This window comes from Arthrobacter sp. LjRoot78, assembly GCF_964254335.1.
Classification (GTDB): Bacteria; Actinomycetota; Actinomycetes; order Actinomycetales; family Micrococcaceae; genus Arthrobacter.
This window is the reverse complement of record NZ_CAXUTG020000001.1, coordinates 2,337,058-2,355,434: the sequence shown is the minus strand read 5'-3', so window position 1 is coordinate 2,355,434 and position 18,377 is coordinate 2,337,058. Positions and strand designations below refer to the sequence as shown.

At 65.4% G+C, this 18,377-nt stretch carries 18 protein-coding genes; 12 read left to right on the top strand and 6 right to left on the bottom strand.

Annotated elements, in window-relative coordinates; genetic code table 11:
- Window positions 1-23: 23 nt before the first annotated feature.
- Together ACSQ1X_RS10885 and ACSQ1X_RS10880 are read left to right on the top strand one after the other, a co-directional pair.
- On the top strand, window positions 24-497 hold the full coding sequence (locus ACSQ1X_RS10885) for a hypothetical protein (protein WP_436057685.1): 474 nt from the start codon (window positions 24-26) through the stop codon (window positions 495-497).
- On the top strand, window positions 494-685 hold the full coding sequence (locus tag ACSQ1X_RS10880; RefSeq protein WP_055805752.1) for a hypothetical protein: 192 nt from the start codon (window positions 494-496) through the stop codon (window positions 683-685). The genes ACSQ1X_RS10885 and ACSQ1X_RS10880 overlap by 4 nt, the downstream gene beginning before the upstream one ends.
- An 81-nt stretch (window positions 686-766) precedes the next feature.
- On the opposite strand, the gene ACSQ1X_RS10875 is transcribed toward ACSQ1X_RS10880, so the two are convergent.
- Window positions 767-949 carry a hypothetical protein gene (locus ACSQ1X_RS10875; protein WP_028269234.1) on the bottom strand — a complete coding sequence of 61 codons (183 nt, stop codon included), beginning with the start codon at window positions 947-949 and terminating at the stop codon, window positions 767-769.
- Between the two features lie 226 nt (window positions 950-1,175).
- Here ACSQ1X_RS10875 and ACSQ1X_RS10870 point away from each other — a divergent pair, with 226 nt between their 5' ends.
- From ACSQ1X_RS10870 to ACSQ1X_RS10860, 3 genes are all read left to right on the top strand, one after another.
- Complete coding sequence (locus ACSQ1X_RS10870) at window positions 1,176-2,477, top strand: class I SAM-dependent methyltransferase (RefSeq protein WP_436057684.1); 1,302 nt, start codon at window positions 1,176-1,178, stop codon at window positions 2,475-2,477.
- Window positions 2,478-2,875: 398 nt separating this feature from the next.
- On the top strand, window positions 2,876-3,247 hold the full coding sequence (locus ACSQ1X_RS10865; RefSeq protein ID WP_436057683.1) for an STAS/SEC14 domain-containing protein: 372 nt from the start codon (window positions 2,876-2,878) through the stop codon (window positions 3,245-3,247).
- Between the two features lie 58 nt (window positions 3,248-3,305).
- Window positions 3,306-4,202, top strand: a complete 897-nt coding sequence (locus tag ACSQ1X_RS10860; protein WP_436057682.1) for an HNH endonuclease — start codon at window positions 3,306-3,308, stop codon at window positions 4,200-4,202.
- Between the two features lie 16 nt (window positions 4,203-4,218).
- Here the strand turns inward: ACSQ1X_RS10860 and malQ are convergent, their stop codons facing one another.
- Window positions 4,219-6,372: a 4-alpha-glucanotransferase gene (malQ, locus tag ACSQ1X_RS10855; RefSeq protein ID WP_436057681.1), complete on the bottom strand. Its 2,154-nt coding sequence runs from the start codon at window positions 6,370-6,372 to the stop codon at window positions 4,219-4,221.
- 76 nt (window positions 6,373-6,448) lie between these two features.
- On the bottom strand, window positions 6,449-6,892 hold the full coding sequence (locus ACSQ1X_RS10850) for a hemerythrin domain-containing protein (RefSeq protein ID WP_436057680.1): 444 nt from the start codon (window positions 6,890-6,892) through the stop codon (window positions 6,449-6,451).
- Between the two features lie 249 nt (window positions 6,893-7,141).
- Here ACSQ1X_RS10850 and ACSQ1X_RS10845 point away from each other — a divergent pair, with 249 nt between their 5' ends.
- From ACSQ1X_RS10845 to ACSQ1X_RS10825, 5 genes are read left to right on the top strand one after another with little or no spacing between them, the layout of a single operon-like run.
- On the top strand, window positions 7,142-7,507 hold the full coding sequence (locus ACSQ1X_RS10845; protein ID WP_436057679.1) for a TraR/DksA family transcriptional regulator: 366 nt from the start codon (window positions 7,142-7,144) through the stop codon (window positions 7,505-7,507).
- On the top strand, window positions 7,504-8,253 hold the full coding sequence (locus ACSQ1X_RS10840) for a M50 family metallopeptidase (RefSeq protein ID WP_436057678.1): 750 nt from the start codon (window positions 7,504-7,506) through the stop codon (window positions 8,251-8,253). The genes ACSQ1X_RS10845 and ACSQ1X_RS10840 overlap by 4 nt, the downstream gene beginning before the upstream one ends.
- Window positions 8,254-8,262: 9 nt before the next feature.
- The gene (locus ACSQ1X_RS10835; protein ID WP_436057677.1) at window positions 8,263-9,345 is read left to right on the top strand and encodes a glutathione S-transferase family protein; all 1,083 of its coding nucleotides are present in this window, start codon (window positions 8,263-8,265) and stop codon (window positions 9,343-9,345) included.
- Window positions 9,346-9,381: 36 nt separating this feature from the next.
- A complete protein-coding gene (locus ACSQ1X_RS10830; protein WP_436057676.1) occupies window positions 9,382-10,521 on the top strand; it encodes a serine hydrolase domain-containing protein in 1,140 nt (379 codons plus the stop codon).
- Between the two features lie 47 nt (window positions 10,522-10,568).
- Entirely contained in the window at window positions 10,569-11,690 is a 1,122-nt protein-coding gene (locus ACSQ1X_RS10825) for an FUSC family protein (protein ID WP_436057675.1), read from the top strand.
- A 1-nt stretch (window position 11,691) separates the two neighbouring features.
- On the opposite strand, the gene ACSQ1X_RS10820 is transcribed toward ACSQ1X_RS10825, so the two are convergent.
- Genes ACSQ1X_RS10820 through ACSQ1X_RS10810 form a run of 3 tightly spaced genes read right to left on the bottom strand, consistent with a single transcriptional unit; the run spans window position 11,692 to window position 15,321 of the window.
- A complete protein-coding gene (locus ACSQ1X_RS10820) occupies window positions 11,692-12,603 on the bottom strand; it encodes a MaoC family dehydratase (RefSeq protein ID WP_436057674.1) in 912 nt (303 codons plus the stop codon).
- Window positions 12,600-13,940 carry a 3-oxoacyl-ACP reductase gene (locus ACSQ1X_RS10815; protein WP_436057673.1) on the bottom strand — a complete coding sequence of 447 codons (1,341 nt, stop codon included), beginning with the start codon at window positions 13,938-13,940 and terminating at the stop codon, window positions 12,600-12,602. Before ACSQ1X_RS10815 ends, ACSQ1X_RS10820 begins: the two co-directional genes overlap by 4 nt.
- Window positions 13,941-13,950: 10 nt before the next feature.
- Window positions 13,951-15,321: an acetyl-CoA C-acetyltransferase gene (locus ACSQ1X_RS10810; RefSeq protein ID WP_436057672.1), complete on the bottom strand. Its 1,371-nt coding sequence runs from the start codon at window positions 15,319-15,321 to the stop codon at window positions 13,951-13,953.
- Window positions 15,322-15,384: 63 nt separating this feature from the next.
- Here ACSQ1X_RS10810 and ACSQ1X_RS10805 point away from each other — a divergent pair, with 63 nt between their 5' ends.
- Together ACSQ1X_RS10805 and ACSQ1X_RS10800 are read left to right on the top strand one after the other, a co-directional pair.
- On the top strand, window positions 15,385-16,152 hold the full coding sequence (locus ACSQ1X_RS10805) for a TetR/AcrR family transcriptional regulator (protein WP_436057671.1): 768 nt from the start codon (window positions 15,385-15,387) through the stop codon (window positions 16,150-16,152).
- On the top strand, window positions 16,149-18,263 hold the full coding sequence (locus ACSQ1X_RS10800; protein WP_436057670.1) for an acyl-CoA dehydrogenase family protein: 2,115 nt from the start codon (window positions 16,149-16,151) through the stop codon (window positions 18,261-18,263). Before ACSQ1X_RS10805 ends, ACSQ1X_RS10800 begins: the two co-directional genes overlap by 4 nt.
- Window positions 18,264-18,377 lie beyond the last annotated feature (114 nt).

Genomic DNA, 18,377 nt, shown 5'->3' with positions numbered 1-18,377 from the left:
CGTCCAAGGCCTAGGCTGGACATGTGACGTTGTCCCCTGCCCCCCTTGAAGCTGCGCTTTCGGCCCCTGCCGAGTGGTGGCAGATCGTTGCCGCACTGGGGCCGCTGGCGGTCCTGGCCGGTGCCGTCCTTGCCGCTTTCATCGGCTGGCGGACCCTGCGGCAAAAAGCTGTGGCGGACGCGCAGGCACTCAGGCAAAGGACACGGGCAGACGACCGGGCCGAGTGGTGGAAACGCACGCAGTGGGCACTGGATAAGGCCCTCGACGGCGACGAGGATGCCAAGGCCCTTGGCCTGGCATCGCTTGCGGTACTCGCACGGAGCGACCTCGCCCGGGAAGAAGAGCTTGAGCTGCTGGATATTGCGTGGCAATCGGTGACCGAGGCCAACGGCGGCGACGGCACGTGGGACGAGGACGTCGACGCCGTGGACTCCGCGGAACCAATCGGCGACAATGGAACAACGAGCACGGACCGAACGGAGGAGGGAAGGCCATGAGCACCAGTACACCGGAACAAAAGAAATCCCGGACACCCCGTCACGTCTCCGCGTCCCGCGATAAGCAACTGACCCCTTCGGAGCACAGGGTCCAGGTGGCCGCAGCAAGGCTGCGGGTTGCACTCGACGAACGTTTGGGCCGGTCCACCCCGGCTGAGACCAAGGCGCTCTCCAAGGAAGACCTTTAGGCTGGAGCCCCACGAAGCCAGTGCCCACAGAAAAGGCCCCGCAAAGCGGGGCCTTTTTCTTGTTTCTTTGTCCAGGTTCCGTTAGACCTTCTCGGGGGTGCGGTCCACCACCGGCTCTGAACCTGTGAACTTCCGTTCCCGGCGCGGGAAGGCCCAGAACTTGAAGTCCTTCGCCTCGACGCGTGGCTCGGGCTGCTTCTCAGGTTCCCTCGAGTCCTCTTTCCGAATGTCCCTCCGGAAGTCCTTGTTATACGGATAGCACATCCCTGACCTCCTCATAGTGAATGCCCTTTAATCCTCCTCCCAATTTGCGCGCGGGTCGACAGTTTTTGGACCGAAAGTCAGGGGGTGTCGTTAGGCCCAAGACACCGGCGGGAGTTGCACCATAGATTGAACAACCACAGGTGCGTGGGGACCGGCAGGGAGCTCACGCCACCATGGATGAGGAACGGGCAGGCAGCAGTTTCAGTTTGGATGAGAGGCAATGCACATGGCGAAGACCACGGGTGTGGCATCACGGCTGGCCGAAGCACTGGCCGTAGTCCTCGGCACTGAAGGGATCCCGCTGAGGCTGCGCGCCTGGGACGGTTCGGAGGCAGGTCCGGAGGACGCCCCGGTCCTCGAGTTCCGCTCCAAGCGGGCCCTGCGACGTATCATTTGGTCGCCCGGGCAACTGGGCCTCAGCCGGGCTTACGTAGCCGGGGACATCGACGCGCCGGGGGACGTTTTCGCCAGCTTCGCGGCGCTGAGTTCGGCCGGTAAGTTCGCCGAGCCCGGGCCGTTTCCGCCGCTGACGGCAAAGGAAGCGTGGACACTCGCCAAGACCGCAGTCAGGGTGGGCGCGATTGGTCCGAATCCTGCTCCGCCACCGGAGGAATCCAAGATCCACCGGCACGGACGGCGCCACTCCAAGAGCCGCGACGCCGCAGCGATCTCGCATCACTACGATGTGGGCAACGACTTCTATGCCCTCGTCCTGGGTCCCTCAATGGTCTACTCCTGCGCTGTCTGGAACGACCAAACGGACGAATCTGCGGGCCCGAACAGCCTGGAAGCGGCCCAGGAAGCCAAAATCGACCTGGTCTGCCGGAAGCTGGGACTGCGGCCCGGCATGCGGGTTTTGGACGTCGGCTGCGGCTGGGGCAGTTTCGCCCTCCACGCAGCCCAGCGCTTCGGCGTCGATGTCGTAGGGGTGACCCTTTCGAACGAACAGGCGGGGCTTGCCCGCAAACGTGTGGCGGACGCCGGCCTGACAGACCGCGTGGACATCCGGGTCCAGGATTACCGTGACGTGGACGATGGCCCGTTTGATGCGATCAGCTCTATCGGCATGTCCGAGCACGTGGGCCGCGATCAGATTTCCCGCTACGTATCCCAGCTCCACGGACTGCTGCGTCCCGGCGGTCGGCTCCTTAACCACGCCATCTCCTGGAATGCGGGTCCGACGAGCCCGGACCCGGACTCGTTTATACCCCGCTACGTCTTCCCCGACGGCGAAATGCTCAGCCTCGCGGACATGATCGGTGCGCTGGAGTCCGGCGGACTCGAAGTGCTCGACGTCGAAGCGCTTCGCCGGCACTATGCCCTGACCCTCCGGGCCTGGGTGCGAAACCTGGAGCAGCACTGGGATGAGGCCGTCAGCGCCGCCAGCCCCGGGCGGGCACGGATCTGGAGGCTCTACATGGCCGCCAGTGCGCTGGGCTTCGAGGACGGACTGACCGGAGTGAACCAGGTGCTCGTGCAACGCCCCGGCGGAACGGAACCGCCGCTACGGCGGCACGCATGGATCTGATGGAGTGTAATTCAGCTAAGAAACGGGCCGGAAGACGGGATCAATGACTGAACGCGTAGGCATCATTGGAGGCGGCATCGCGATCGCACACGCCGCGCCCAGGCATGGTCACTGGACGGCAGCCTCCTTGACGACTTTGCGATCGAGAAAGTGGGCCCGGTAACGCTCCTACGGAACGCCCCCCTCCCCCGCGGCCACCTCGGCGATGGCGATTGCAGACTACGTTCTTGAGCATCACCATGTCCCCCGCAGATGATGCGCGGCGGCAACCTGCGTGGTTGGTGGACAACGGTGGCCTGCCCCGTTAGATTGACGCCGGGGCAGGTTTCCCGGCCCTGAAACGCCGGGGGAATTGCAGCCGCCCGGCTGCACTGGGCACTGCCCCTTTGGGGGAGTCAATGACATACAACACCGGGGCCAATGTCAGCGTGGGCCGTGTAAGCCAGGGCATATCGCGGATCACCCTCCGGCCCAGCGCCCGGATCACCGAGGAGGACGGGCAGCGCACCCGGGAGGAACTGCTGGCGTTGACCGGGGGCACTCGGGGCGGCGTGCTACTGGAGATCACAGGCGTGGGCTCAGTCAGCAGGGAAGCGATCAGTGTGTACAGCTCGGCGGTCACTGTCAGCGCGTTCGCCATCCTGGGCAGCACTCCGGTGGACCGAGTCATTGCCCACGGCCTGCTGGGTCTCCCGCTGCCGGCCTGTCCGAGCGAGTACTTCACGGACGAGGACGAAGCACTCAACTGGCTTCATTCCGTCTGCGGGTGAACTTCCGCTTCGGAGGGCCAACAGGTTCACTCAGCGGTAGCCCTGAAAGAATGGGCGCATGACAGCCATCTTCCTGGTGTGGAACCAGGACCGCGAGGACGACTGGAACTACACATCCGTCGTCGTGCAGGTGCAGGAAACCGGGCAGTCCCACAGTGAGTGGAGCGTTGCGGGCGCGGCCGGTATCCCCGATGGATCGGACGCCTGGCTGCTGTTGCGGGGAAAGAACTGGCGGGGCCTGCTCGGGCACGGCGTGGTGATCTCTGCGGGGCGCTGCCCCGGACCGCGCTCCGGAGCTCCCGGAAGGCCTTCGTCCCCCCTGATTGTCGCGTTCGACTCCCTCCTTCCCCTCGGCGACCAGGTGGGCCCGGAGATCCTCAGCACTAACCTTCCCGAAGTGCCGTGGAACGACGTCCGCAACGGCCAGGTCATGGACCCGGCCGCAGAAGCCCGGGTCCGTGACCTCTGGCGGCTTGAAGGCCCGGCGCCGATTCAGGAGACGACCTTTCCGCTGCCAGGCAGCTACCCTGCGTGGGCGGTCAGCACAGTTGTGGTGAATCGGTACGAACGGAATCCGGAGGCGCGGCGCGCCTGCATCGCCCACTACGGGACCAGCTGTGCCGCCTGCGGCTTTTCCTTTGAAATCGCGTACGGCGAAGCCGGCAGGGACTTCATCGACGTCCACCACACCGTGCCGTTTTCGATGCTCGACAGCAACTACCGCCTGGATCCCGTCACGGATCTGGTGCCGCTCTGCGCTAACTGCCATGCCATGGCGCACATCGGTGTGACTACGCCGCGGGCGCTTTCGGAATTGCGCCAGATGCTGGCCGGCGCCGGCTTCATGCGCGGACAGACCCTCCGCCCCGCGGAAGTTGAGTCGCAAAACGAGGCACTGCGGATACTGGGACCGGCAAGGACTGATCCCGGGCATCCGCCGGGACCAGAACGCTAGGAATGCCCTGGCGGGCTTAGCCTGACGGCTTGAGCGCGTTCCGGACCACACCCACCAAAGAATTGAAGCGGCCGTTTTCCGGCAGATCGTCGATGAGCACCGGACCGTCCGGCCCCGCAAGCGGGATGCGCCAGTTAGGGTGTTCCGCGTCTGTTCCCGGCTGGTTCTGCGTACGGGTTTCCCCGACGGCGTCCACAAGGGCGACACCCAGCAGGGCAGACGGCGTCAGGGCGGTGAAGGCGTACAGCGCCTCGACGGTGCGCTGAACGTCGGCCGACGAATCAGGAAGCAGCCCGCGTTCGCGGACAAGGGCCAGCACGGACTCCTGTTCGGCCGCTGCCTCTGCCCGCTCCTCTTCGACCGGCCGCAGGAGCAGGCCCAATGATTCGCGGAGTGTCACGTGCTCACCCGCAAGGTAACCCGCTGTCGGTGGCAGATCGTGGGTGTTGACGCTGGTCAGGCACTGTTGACGGTATTCCTCCGGGGACAGCGGACCTGATTCATTGTGCTCGAACCACAGGATGGACGTGCCCAGGATCCCCCGCTCCGTCAGGTAATCCCGTACCCACGGCTCGAACACGCCAAGGTCCTCCCCGACAACGGTCGCACCAGCCCGCTGGGCTTCGAGGGCCAGGATCCCGATGAGGGCTTCATGGTCGTAGTACACATACGTGCCCTCGTCCGGACCGGCTCCTTCCGGGATCCACCAGAGGCGGAAGAGTCCAAGGATGTGGTCGACGCGGATGCCGCCTGCATGGCGGAGTACCGTCCGCAGCATGTCGCGGTACGGCTTATACCCGGCCGCCGCCAGCCGTCCGGGGTGCCACGGCGGCTGGGTCCAGTTCTGTCCCTGCTGGTTGAAGACGTCCGGCGGGGCACCGACAGTCACACCCTGGGCGAGCACCCCGCGAAGCATCCACGCGTCTGCTCCCGTTGTCTTGACGCCCACCGCCAGGTCATGGACGATGCCGATGGCCATCCCGCATTGTTTGGCCGTCCGCTGGGCGGTAGCCAGCTGCTCGTCGCAGATCCACTGCATCCAGCGGTAAAACTCCAGCCGGTCCGCCTGCTCAAGCCGCACGTTGTCGCAGTACGGGGTCTCCGGTGACAGTGCCTCGCCGGACCACTCGGGCGCCGACGACGGCAGTCGCTCTGCGAGCGTGCACCACAGTGCGAAGTCATCCAGGCCCTTGCCTTCCGCTGCGCAGAAGTTTTCAAACATGCCGACACGGCCGGGACTGCGGCGGACCTTGAAAATGAGCTCAAGTGCCTCGAGTTTGGCCTGGTAGCTGGCGTTTCTGTCCAGCAGGCCGTCCGCCGTATTGGCGGTGTGGAGCAATGCCGCGTTCTTCTCGATGCCTGCCCTGGCTTCAGGGTCCAGGTATCCGTACTCTGGCACGTCCTCAACGCGGATATAGAGCGGGTTGAAGAAACGGCGGGTGGTGGGCAGATACGGCGAATCCTCGATAGGAGGCCGGGGTTCCCCCGCATGCAGGGGATTCACCAGGACGAAACCCGCGCCGTCCTTTCCTGCAATCGCAGCAAGGTCCACAAGGTCGGAGAAATCGCCGATGCCCCATGAACGGGACGACCGGACCGAATATAGCTGGGCTGTCAGCCCCCACTGCCGGTCAGACGCCAGACGCCGGGTGGTCTCCAGCCGCTCGGGCGTAATGACCAGGGCACATTCCGCGAGTTCCCCGCCAGCGTCGGCATGCAGGGTGTGCCAGCCCAGGGGCAGTTCGCCGGAAATGGCAAAGGACGCCCGGCCGGTGAGCGTGCCGTCCACTTCACGAGGCTCCTCCCAGTTGTCCCGCTGCTCGGCGTCCACTCGGTTCCCATCCTCCGTTACCGCCCACACACTGACGGGTGTTCCGTGCGGGACGTGAACGGCAACGTGGATTTCGCGGCCTTCCCTCGAAACGACCGACGGCGGGAGGAGACGCTGCCACGGCGCCTGTTCCGCATCGCGCAGGGCGCCATGGAGGTCATCAACTGTCCCGGTTCGGTCCCCCAGTGCAGCCAATACGCCGTGCAGCGTCCCGGCCGCGACGGGATGTTGCCTGCCATCCCAGCCGCGGAAGGAGGTGCTCACGCCGCGGGCTGCCGCCAGTTTGCGAAGCAGTTCATCGGCCATCCCTGTGGTTTCTTGTCCCGTTCCATGCGCCATGGCCCTTACTCTATTGGGTCGCCGGGCTTCGGCAAGGACACCGCCGCCACCTATTTTCGTGCTGCTGCGCCCTGTGCTAATGATGCGCGCTGCCCCGGTGGTGCGCGTGCTCTTCGCCCACCAACTCGTGCAGCCCTGAGACGGCTTCGGCCAGGGACAGTTCGGGCGATGACACCACAAATGGCATCAGGAGCCTGTTCTCTTTATCCAGGTGTAGGGCAAAGATGCGTTGAATGGAGCCCGCTGTTACGGCGGCGGCCACACCCCGCGCCCCACGGAACTCTTCGACGAGTGCCACGACCACCTGGTGTTCTGCCAGCATGCCTTCAACCAGCAGCCTCGCTTCCGCTGATTTCCGGGGACCACCATAGAGCGGGCCTTCTTCGGCGAGGGCATGGGGCACCAACTCGTTTTCCAACCATTCCAGCAATATCTCGTGCGCATCATGCTCGCCCCCGGCATCGCGTTTCTCCACCGAACTCGTCAAAGCGGCAACGAGCGCCGTGAGGCGTTTCAACATGCTCGCGTGGTGCCTTTCCACGGCCTCCAGGCTTCGTTCTCCGCAGCAGGGTCCTTCTCTGACGGATGGTTCATCGTCCCTCCCGGTCTCGTGCGCGCCTGCCGTCCGGCGGGCGGCCCCTCACCGGGCGGGTACTGGCTTTACGCAATTTCACTCTACGGACGCACGGCCCGTCGGTGAGGGGTCTTATGGCCCGAAAACCTTCTGCCCTTTAGGCTCGGCCCCCGCGCCGGGCTAGCCTTGAATACTATGGTTGACGTCGAGAGATTCCGGATTCTGCTTGAATCCGAGCGCGCCCGGAAAACGCTATTGCTGCCGGCGCTCCGTGCCGACATCACCGCCGCGAACGCTGCGCGCCAGAACTCCAACGTCGATGACGAGCATGATCCCGAGGGCGCCACTATTGCCTTTGAGCTTTCCCAGGCTGCCGCGCTGATGCACCAAAGCAGCGCCACCCTGGCGCAGGTTGAGGCGGCACTTGCCCGGATAGCGGGCGGCAGCTACGGCCACTGTGAAATCTGCGGCGTGGCGATTGCCGAGGGCCGGCTCGAAGCCCGCCCCTGGACCCCCTATTGCATCGATCACGCCGGCGGAAAGTCAGGTCCAAAGCCATGACGGATGTTGCCGGTTCATTGTGGGAGCGTATCGTTTCGGGATTCTCCCAGTCGCCCTCGCCGCAGGTGACGGCGACAGAACTGTTGATTGTGGTGGTGCTTGCTACGGTATTGTCGCTCCCCCGTGCTTCGTGGCGGTACTTCGGGCTGCTGGCCACCGTCACCCATGAACTCGGGCATGCGTTCGCTGCCCTCATGACCGGGCAGCGCCTGGGCGGCATCAGGCTGAGCCTGGACCACTCCGGGACCACCACCACGTACAGCAGGGGACGCTTCCCCGCAGTCTGGTCCACGTTCTGGGGCTACCCCGTGCCCGGCGTGGTGGGAGCGGCCATGGTGTGGTCGGGTTTCAACGGCTGGGGACCGGCGGCGATGTCCGTCGGCACGCTAATCCTGGCGGGTTCGTTCCTGTTTATCCGCAACGCCATGGGGCTGCTCATTACCTCCGCAGCAGTTGTAGGCAGCGCACTCCTGGTGCTTTTCGTCCCGCCGCAGTTCACCGGCCACGTGGTGATTGCTCTGGGCCTCGCCCTGCTGGTGGCCGCCGTCCGCGACCTCGCCAAGCTGTCAAACGTGCACCTGCGGCGCCGGGACAGGCTGCCCACATCCGACGCGCATCTCCTTTACCGGGCCACGTCGGTTCCCGCCGCCGTCTGGATCCTGCTCTTCGCCGCGGTGGTTGCCGGTTCGTGGTGGGTGGCCTGGCAGCCCATGGCCCGGGTGTTTGCAACGCTGCTGAGCCAATAGGGTGGAAACATGACTTCAGGTTCCCGCGCCGCGGCTGATCACTCTTCCGACCCCGGATTCAGCACCAAGGGCTCATACGTCACCGGCGGTGAGGAATTTTCCCGGGACACCAACTACATCGAGGACCGGATCACCCGGGACGGCGCGCCGGGACGGAACGGGGAGCCGGGGTGGCCGGTGGAAGCCGGACGGTACCGCTTGATCGCAGCCCGTGCCTGCCCCTGGGCGAACAGGACAGCTATCGTCCGCAGGCTGCTGGGACTGGAGGATGCCATCTCGCTGGGGCAGCCCGGCCCTACGCATGACGCGCGGTCCTGGTCCTTTGACCTGGACCGGGGCGGCGTCGATCCCGTCCTCGGAATTGAGCGGATCCAGGACGCGTATTTCAAGAGATTCCCGGGGTACCCCCGCGGAATCACCGTGCCGGCCATCGTGGACGTACGCTCAGGCGGTGTGGTCACCAATAACTTCCCGCAGATAACGCTCGACTTCTCCACTGAGTGGGCCGCGTTCCACCGGCCAGGGGCCCCGGAACTCTACCCTGCCCATCTCAGGACCGAGATCGACGAGGTTAATAAGAGGGTGTTTACCGAGGTAAACAACGGCGTCTACCGCTGCGGTTTTGCCGGTTCGCAGGACGCCTACGACGCCGCGTACACACGCCTGTGGACCACCCTGGACTGGCTGGAGGAACGCCTCGCCGGCCAGCGGTACCTGGTGGGCGACACCATCACCGAAGCGGACGTGCGGCTGTTCACCACGCTGGTCCGTTTCGACGCCGTCTACCACGGCCACTTCAAGTGCAACCGGCAAAAGCTTAGCGAGATGCCGGCGCTGTGGGCCTACGCCCGGGATCTTTTCCAGACCCCAGGATTTGGCGACACCATCGATTTCGTGCAGATCAAGCAGCACTACTACATCGTCCACGAAGACATCAACCCCACCGGAATCGTCCCGCAGGGGCCTGATCTGGCCGGATGGCTGACAGGCCACGGCCGCGAGGCCCTGGGCGGCCGCCCCTTTGGAGCGGGCACCGCTCCCGGTCCCGTCCGCAGCGGCGAGGAAGTTGCCGCGGGACACGGCGCACGCTGATCGGGAGTGATCCTGGCGCGCCGCTAGTGTTGTCCCATGCAACTTTCGTCAGGCTTTGCCGTGCCCGAATACCAAGCCGTCCGGAGCCTGTTCGATTCATTCCTCCGGGATGACCCGCAGTACAGCGCCCAGCTTGCCGCCTACCGTTCAGGCACGAAAGTGCTGGAGGTCAGCGGCGGGCCCCGCCTGGCAGCGGACTCGATCACGGGCACCTACTCCTGCTCGAAGGGTGCCGCCGCGTTTGTCATCGCCCTCCTGGTCCAGGACGGACTGCTGGACCTTGACCGTACAGTGGCGCACTACTGGCCCGAATTCGCTGCCCACGGAAAAGACACGATCACAGTCCGCGAGGCGCTCTCGCACCGGGCCGGGCTGCTTGGGGTGGAAGGAGGATTCGCGCTCAGTGAATTCACGACGGCGGACGCGGCCGGGAAGCTGGCTGCGGCGCCGCCGCTGTGGCGGCCGGGCGCCACGTTCGGATACCACGCCCTGACCATAGGCATCATCATGGAGGAACTCTGTCGGCGGCTCTCCGGCAGTACCCTCCAGGAGCTGTACTCGTCACGCATCCGGCTGCCGTACGGCATCAACTTTTTCCTCGGGCTCCCGGCGAAGCAGGAGCCCCGTTACCGGGACGTGCTGTACACCGTCGACACCAGCCAGCCTTGGCTGGACCCGCTGGGACTTGAAGGCCTCAACGGCAATGCGGCAGTCAGCACAGTGATGGAACTCCCCAACCAGCGAGTCATTCGGGAACATGGCATGAGCAGTGCCGGAGGCGTGGGATCGGCAGAGGGCCTGGCCCGGCTCTATGCTGCCGCCACCACTGGCCTGGAGGGCCGTCCGGCCTTCCTGTCACCGGAAACCATCCGGATCATGTCCGAGGAACAGGTATGGGGGCTGGACCGCGCGTCCGGGCTGGACAATGCCTTTGCTGTTGTCTTTATGAAGCCGCACCCCAGCCGCAACTTCGGCAGCCACCGGGCGTTCGGCCACGAAGGTGCCAGTGGCGCCCTGGGCTTTGCGGATCCTGCCTACGACCTCGCCTTCGGCTACGTGCCCGGAACGCAGGAGGAAGGCAGAACCCCGGGCCGCGCGCACCGGCTGGCCCACGCGGTCCGGCAGGCGGCTGCCTCCGTCGGAGGGGCCACGGCGCCAGCTCTTACCCGTGAGTAGGTTTATCCACTTGTAGCAGCTTCAGGACAGCCCTATGGTGAGGCCCAATGGCTAACTCAAAACAGCAGGAAGAGGCCCTCCCCTCGCGGGCCGGCAAGATATGGCAGTCCGTTGCGGACAGCATTGCGGTGGCACTGTCAGGCCCACGGCTGAAACTCGCAGCCAAGGCAGGGCTGGCCGCCGGGCTTGCCTTCCTCATTGCGCCCCTGATGCCCGGCGCCGCGGCCCAGTACCCTTACTATGCCCCGCTCGGCGCACTGGTCGCCATGTACGAGAACGTGTCGGGTTCCATGAAGCAGGGCGTCCAGACGCTGGTGGGCCTTGGGCTGGGCATCGGCCTGGCCTTCCTGCTGATCAGTGTCAGCAAACCCTCGCCCGTCACCGTGGCCATCTTTATGGCGCTCGGCGTCCTGTTGGCCGGACTGCCGCGCCTCGGGGCCGGCCGCGACTGGATCCCGACGGCGGCCCTGCTGGTGCTGCTGGTAGGCGGGAACAACCCTGACGACTTCTCCTTCGGCTACCTTGTTCAAATGGGCGTCGGAGTCGCCGTCGGTATCGCCGTCAACATGCTGGTTTTCCCGCCCCTGCATTTCAAGGCTGCGGCGCTCAGCCTCGCCGAGCTCCGGTGGGCGCTCGCCAAGCAGCTCTCGGACATGGGCGAGGCCCTGAGGGAAACATGGCCGCCCGAGCATGAGGACTGGGCGGTGCGGTCGGAGGAGCTCGCCCAGTCGGCCCGGGCTGTTCGGGCCGCCGTCCAAAAGGCGGATGCAAGCCGGCAGGCCAATCCGCGGCGCCGGCTCCATCCACATGACCTGGACCGGGACTACAACAACGTCAGGGGCCTGGAGGGCGTTACCTTCCACATCCAGGACATGACCGAGGTGCTGGCGGACGTCATTTGGGACAAGGACGTGCCCTTCGTCATCCCACTGCCCTACAGCGAGCCGCTGGCTGATGCACTGGCCGCAGTCAGCGAGGTCCTCAGGTCCATGGAAGACGAGCACCCGCAAAAGCAAAACGAGCTGATTGAGTCAGCCAAAACCGCCGTGGACGCACTGGCAGAGCGGATGGCATCCGACGATGTCAATCCGGATGCCCCCAGCGCTGCCGAATCCATCGTGCTGAATCTCCACCGGATCCTCCGGGTGGTCTCGGCCGGGCAGTCCTGAGCTACAGCAAACTTACGCTGCCCGTGAAGTGCCGGCGGCCGGACCGCGGATTCCATGCGGAGTAGTCGGAGCACAGCCAGGCGCCGGAAGAGGAATGGACCGAACTGATGTCCAGCGCGACCCGTGCCGGCAGGAACACCGGCGCTTCAAACGCAACATCCCAGCGGAATGAATCCCCCTTCACGGCGCCGACGTCGGCGAGTGCCCGCGAGGCCAGGTACATGCCGTGCGCTATGGAACGGCGCAAACCCAGGGCTTTGGCCGAGAGCACGCTCAGGTGGATGGGGTTGAAGTCGCCGGACACGGCCGCATAGGCCCTTCCCGTGTCAACGCCCAACTGCCACAGCGCCGTGGGATCCGGCGCAGAAAACGACGCAGGTGCAGCCGGCGCCGAGGGCTTGTCGATCCCGGGGAGGAAGACGCCCTTGGCGAGGTACGTGGACGTTCCCTTCCAGAGGACCGCGGATTCCCCTGCGCGCCGAACCTCCGCGACGATGTCAACCTGCGTGCCGGCACGGTGACCGCCCAGGTTCTCGGCCCATGACGTGATGTCCAGGGGCTCCGTGAACAGGATGGCTCCGTGCTGCTCCACTTTGTTGCTCAGGTGCACCATTCCTAGTAGCGGCAGCGGAAAATCGTCACGGTTCATCACGCTCATGGACACCGGAAACGCCAGGGCGTGAATGAATCCGGCAGGCAAAACGTCGCTTGCCGTCTCGCCCACCAGATGCTGGTAGGCGGTGAGATTTGCCACCTGGGCCCGCACTCCCCTGACTTCATGCCCGCAGGGTGGAAGCGTGATCCCCGCGTCAGCACCCAGCACCCGGCGCCGTGCTGCGGTGGCCGCGGCATTCACATAAAGCTTGGATAACGACGGCATGTCCCCGAGGATCACGGGCTGGGCACCGGTCATGCGCCCACCAGGTTCTGTCCGCACACTCGCAGCACTTCGCCGGTAATGCCGCCGGCGGCGTCGCCCGCCAGGAACGCGATCGCCTCTGCGACGTCTTCGGGCCGGCCGCCCTGCTGGAGGGAGTTCAGGCGCCGGGCAACTTCGCGGGTGGCAAACGGAATCCGGGCAGTCATTTCGGTTTCGATGAAGCCGGGCGCCACAGCGTTGATGGATCCGTGGCGTTCCGCGAGCAGCGGTGCCGTGGCGCGCACCATGCCCATCACGCCGCCTTTGGATGCCGCGTAGTTCGTTTGCCCGCGGTTGCCTGCGATACCGCTGGTGGACGCGACCGAGACGATCCGCGGGGAGTTGCGGAACTGTTCGGACGCCAGCAAGGCCTCATTGATGCGCAGCTGGGCGACGATGTTGACGGCAATGACGGAGTTCCAGCGGTCCGGATCCATGTTGGCCAGCAACTTGTCCCGGGTAATGCCAGCGTTGTGGACAACTATGTCCAGGCGTCCGTGCCTGCCCACTGCATGGTCGATGATCCGCTGCCCGGCGTCTTCCCGGGTGATGTCTAGCTGAAGCGCTGTGCCGCGGACCTCGTTGGCCACTGCCGCCAGATGGTCGCCGGCAGCAGGGATGTCGACGACCACCAGGGTGGCCCCGTCCCGGTGAAGCGTGCGGGCTATTGCCGCGCCGATGCCGCGGGCGGCACCGGTCACCACTGCGACCTTCCCGGCCAGCGGCTTGTCCGGATCGGCCGGCAGTTTCCCTTCCCCGGATGCAATGGTGAGGAACTGGCCGTCGACGAAAGCCGACCGGGCGGAGAGAAAGAACCGTAATGCTCCCAGGGCGCTGGGACTCGTGGTCGTTACCCCGTCCGCCAGGACGATGCCGTTTGCCGTGGCGCCGGCGCGCAACTCCTTGGCGAGGGAGCGCAATAGTCCGTCCACACCCTGGCGCGCTGCCGCAGACGCCGGACCCGGCGCGCCTGCCGCTGTCCGAGACACCGTCACGACGCGGGCGTTGGGTGACAAATCCCGAATGGACGTTGCCGCCGCGAGGACAGGCCCTTCCAGATCCTCCGGGCGGCCCAGCTCGTCCAGCACCAGGATGATGGCGCCCAGCTTCTCCCGGGGCACCGCATGCCGGCGGACGTCGAGGTCCCAGGACAAAAGGGCGGCGGCGACTTCGTCGGCGCCGTCACTGGAGCCCTGGACCAGGATCGGACCGGGGACCAGGGGCTGTCCCGGCTGGTAGCGCCGGAGCACTACCGGCTGCGGCAGGCCGAGCTTTTTGGCCACATCCTTGCCGATTCCACGGCTTACAAATTGTGTGTACTTGTCAGTCACACCGGCCTCCTTAGAATGCTTCAAGAATGGCGACGACCCCTTGGCCGCCGGCGGCGCAGATGGAAATCAGGCCGCGCGCCGGACGGCCGTCCACCCGGCCCTTGTCGTGGAGCATCTTCGCCAGGGAGGCCACGATCCGGCCGCCGGTCGCAGCAAAGGGGTGCCCCGCGGCCAGTGAGGATCCGTTGACGTTCAGTTTGGAGCGGTCGATGCTGCCCAGCGCGCCGTCCAGACCCAGGCGAGTGCGCCCGAATTCCTCGTCTTCCCAGGCGGCCAGCGTGCTGAGGACGGTGCCGGCAAACGCTTCGTGGACCTCAAAGAAGTCGATGTCATCGAGCGTCAGGCCGTTGCGGGCCAGCAGTCGCGGCACGGCGAATGCCGGCGCCATCAGGAGGCCGTCCTTGCCGTGGACGAAATCGACGGCGGCCGCCTCGCCGTCGACCACGGTGGCGAGCTTGGGCAGTTCGTGGGCGTCGGCCCATTCCTCCGAAGCAAGAAGCACGGTGGACGCGCCATCGGTGAGGGGTGTGGAGTTCCCCGCTGTCATAGTTGCCTCGGCGCCGAGGCTCTTGCCGAAGACGGGCTTGAGCGTTGCCAGTTTTTCCAGGGTGGTGTCAGCGCGGAGGTTTGAGTCCCGGGTCAGCCCACGGTAGGGCGTGAGCAGATCGTCGAAAAAGCCTGCATCGTAGGCGGCGGCGAGGTTGCGGTGGCTGTTGTACGCCAGCTGGTCCTGGGCTTCCCGTGTGATCTTCCACTGTGCGGTGGTGAGGGCCTGGTGTTCACCCATGGACAGCCCGGTTCGCGGTTCCCCCGTATTGGGTGCGTCGGGTGCCAGGTCCTTGGGACGAAGGCGGCTCAGGACCTGAAGCCGCCGGGGCAGGGTTTTGGCCCGGTTGAGGTCCAGCAGGACCTCGCGCAGGCCCTCACTCACGGCAATCGGCGCATCGGATGCTGAATCGACGCCACCGGCAATCGCCGAATCAATCTGTCCAAGCTTAATCTTGTTGGCTAAGCCCAGGACCGTTTCGAGCCCCGTGGCACACGCCTGCTGGAGGTCATAGGCGGGTGTTTCCGCGGAGAGCGCCGAGCCCAGAACTGCTTCCCGGGTGAGGTTGAAGTCACGGGAGTGCTTGAGCACGGCGCCGGCGGCAACCTCGCCGATCCGTTCATCCTGAAGGCCGAAACGGGCGATCAGGCCGTCCAGTGCTGCAGTCAGCATGTCCTGGTTCGAAGACTTGGTATATGCGCCGCCGGTCCGCGCGAACGGAATCCGGTTTCCGCCCACCACCACAGCTTTGCGCAATGAGTCCCGTCCATGTGTGGCCGCTTGGGCGTTGGATGATTCCTCTGGTCCGGTGGCGGACTGTCCGGTAAAGGACATGTGCTGTCTCCTTTGGCTGAACTCTGATTACCGATACCCAGCGTACCTGATACGCTGAGTATCGTGAACATTCCCCCCGTTGATCCTCCCGCGCCCCGGGACGGCAACTCCCTCGGCGGTATTTCCGCAAGCGGCTCGGCCATCGACGGACGCGCCGCACGCTGGCAGTCGCACCGTGAGGAGCGGCGGCGCGAACTGATCAAATCGGCTCGGAAGGCAGTCCACGCCTTGGGGAGCGACGCTTCCATGGAGGACATCGCGGCTGCAGCCGGCACGTCCAAGTCCGTGTTCTACCGCTATTTCGGCGACAAGGCCGGCCTGCAGCAGGCAGTCGGCGAGGTGGTGCTCAGCCAGATGCAGCGCCGTATCCAGGAAGCAGCGCAGAGCGCGCAAACGCCCAGGGAGGGGCTTCTGGCCATGGTGTCCGCCTACCTCCAAATGGCTGAAACCAGTCCCCACGTCTACACGTTCGTCACCACCTATTCGGCGGGCGAGCCGGGAACGACCACCGGCGGAATGGCCGCAGCCGGTGCCCTTGGCCACTTCTTCGAAGAAGTCCGCGACATGATCGCCCGGCCCATGCGGGAACACCTCGGAGCCGGCAAGGAAGCCGTGATCGGGTACTGGCCTACCGCGGCGATCGGACTCGTCCGGAATGCCGGGGAGCAGTGGCTCGCCACACCGGAATCAACCAACAAACCGGACCAGGAAATGATGGCCCGCCAGATCACGGCGTGGCTGTGCGTCGGGATAGCCCCGGAACTCGAAGTCCTGGATCCACTCAATCCGACCCTTAGTGAATTGTCAGAACCAAAGAAGGAATCGACATGACTGACGTAGTTGACCGCCCCGCCAGCCAGGCAAGCCGCCCCGCCGCCCGCGCACACCACCGCGCGGACGCCACGCCGTCCGTCGACGTCGAGGCGCTAGGTGAGCAGCTTCTGGGCAAGTGGGCCCGGATCCGCCTGCACTCGCGCGAGCTTGCAGGCCGCCCCGAACTGTACAAGACCGAGGGCCTGACCCATACGGAGCACCGGAAGCGCACATTCGGCCAGCTCAAGTACCTGGTGGACAATGGCGCCGTCCACCGCGCCTTTCCCGCGTCGCTGGGCGGTTCCGATGATCACGGCGGCAACATCGCCGGGTTCGAGGAACTCGTCACGGCCGATCCGTCGCTGCAAATCAAGGCGGGCGTCCAGTGGGGCTTGTTTGGTTCGGCTGTGATGCACCTCGGCACTGAGGAACACCACGCCAAGTGGCTGCCCGGCATCATGAATCTGGACATTCCCGGCTGCTTCGCGATGACGGAAACCGGGCACGGCTCCGATGTTGCGAGTATTGCCACCACGGCGACCTTTGACCCGGCCACCCAGGAATTCGTGGTCAACACGCCTTTTCGTGCAGCGTGGAAGGACTACATCGGCAACGCCGCCATAGACGGACTCGGCGCCGTGGTGTTCGCCCAGCTGGTCACCAGCGGCGTGAACCACGGTGTCCACGCCTTCTACGTGGACCTGCGGGATCCGGAGACGAAGGAATTCCTGCCCGGCATCGGCGGTGAGGACGACGGCGTCAAAGGCGGCCTGAACGGCATCGACAACGGCCGGCTTCATTTCAGCAACGTCCGCATCCCGCGGACCAACCTGCTCAACCGCTACGGCAACGTTGACACTGACGGCGCCTACACCTCATCCATTGCCAGCCCCGGCCGCCGCTTTTTCACCATGCTGGGCACCCTGGTCCAGGGCCGCGTCTCGCTGGACGGTGCCGCGGTGGCTGCCAGCAAGATCGCCCTCAAGACCGCCATCCAGTACGCCACCGAACGCCGCCAGTTCAACGCTTCATCACACATTGACGAAGAAGTGCTGCTCGACTACCAGCGCCACCAGCGGCGGCTGTTCACCCGGCTGGCCACGACCTACGCCGCGGGCTTCGCCCACGAGCAGCTGCTCCAGAAATTCGACGACGTGTTCTCGGGCGCCCACGACACCGACGAGGACCGCCAGGACCTCGAGACCCTGGCCGCCGCGCTCAAACCTCTCAGCACGTGGCATGCCCTCGACACGCTCCAGGAATGCCGTGAAGCCTGCGGCGGTGCCGGGTTCCTGATTGAGAACCGCTTTGCATCCCTGCGTGCCGACCTGGACGTCTATGTCACCTTCGAAGGTGACAACACGGTGCTGCTCCAGCTGGTGGCCAAGCGGCTCCTCGCGGATTACGCCAAGGAATTCCGCAACGTCGATGTCGGGGTGCTGGCCCGCTACGTGGTGAGCCAGGCCGCCGGCACTGCAGTCCACCGGACGGGCCTTCGCCAGGTCGCCCAGTTCGTGGCCGACACTGGCTCCGTCCAGAAGGCAGCCATTGCGCTGCGGGACGAGGCCACGCAGCGGTTGCTGCTGACCGACCGGGTGCAGACCATGGTTGCCGAAGCGGGAGCCGCACTGAAGGGGACGAACAAGCTGCCGCAGCAGAAGGCTGCCGAGGCGTTCAACCAGCACCAGCACGAACTGATCGAAGCGGCGCAGGCACACGCGGAGCTATTGCAGTGGGAGGCCTTCACCGAGGCCCTGGCCAACGTGAAGGACCCGGGCACCAAGCGGGTGCTGACCTGGCTGCGGGATCTGTTCGGACTCTCGCTCATCGAGAAGAACCTGTCCTGGTACCTCATGAACGGGCGGCTGTCGATGCAGCGTGCGCGAACGGTGGGCGACTACATTAACCGGCTCCTGGTCAAGATCCGTCCGCACGCCGTGGATTTAGTGGACGCCTTCGGGTATGGACCGGAGCATCTCCGGGCGGCGATTGCGACCGGCGCCGAACAGATCCGGCAGGACGAAGCCAGGGCCTACTTCCGTTCGCAGCGCGCCGACGGCAAGGCCCCCGTTGACGAGAAAGTCCTTCTTGCGAAGAAGGCGCGTGAGTCCAAGCCTCAGCGCCGCTAGGTTGCCGGCACTGTCCGGACAGTCTGAGGACGTTCGCTGGTAGGAAGTCATACCGGCGGGAAACCACGACGGCGCCGCCCCCTTAGCGGGGTGCGGCGCCGTCGTCGATTAATT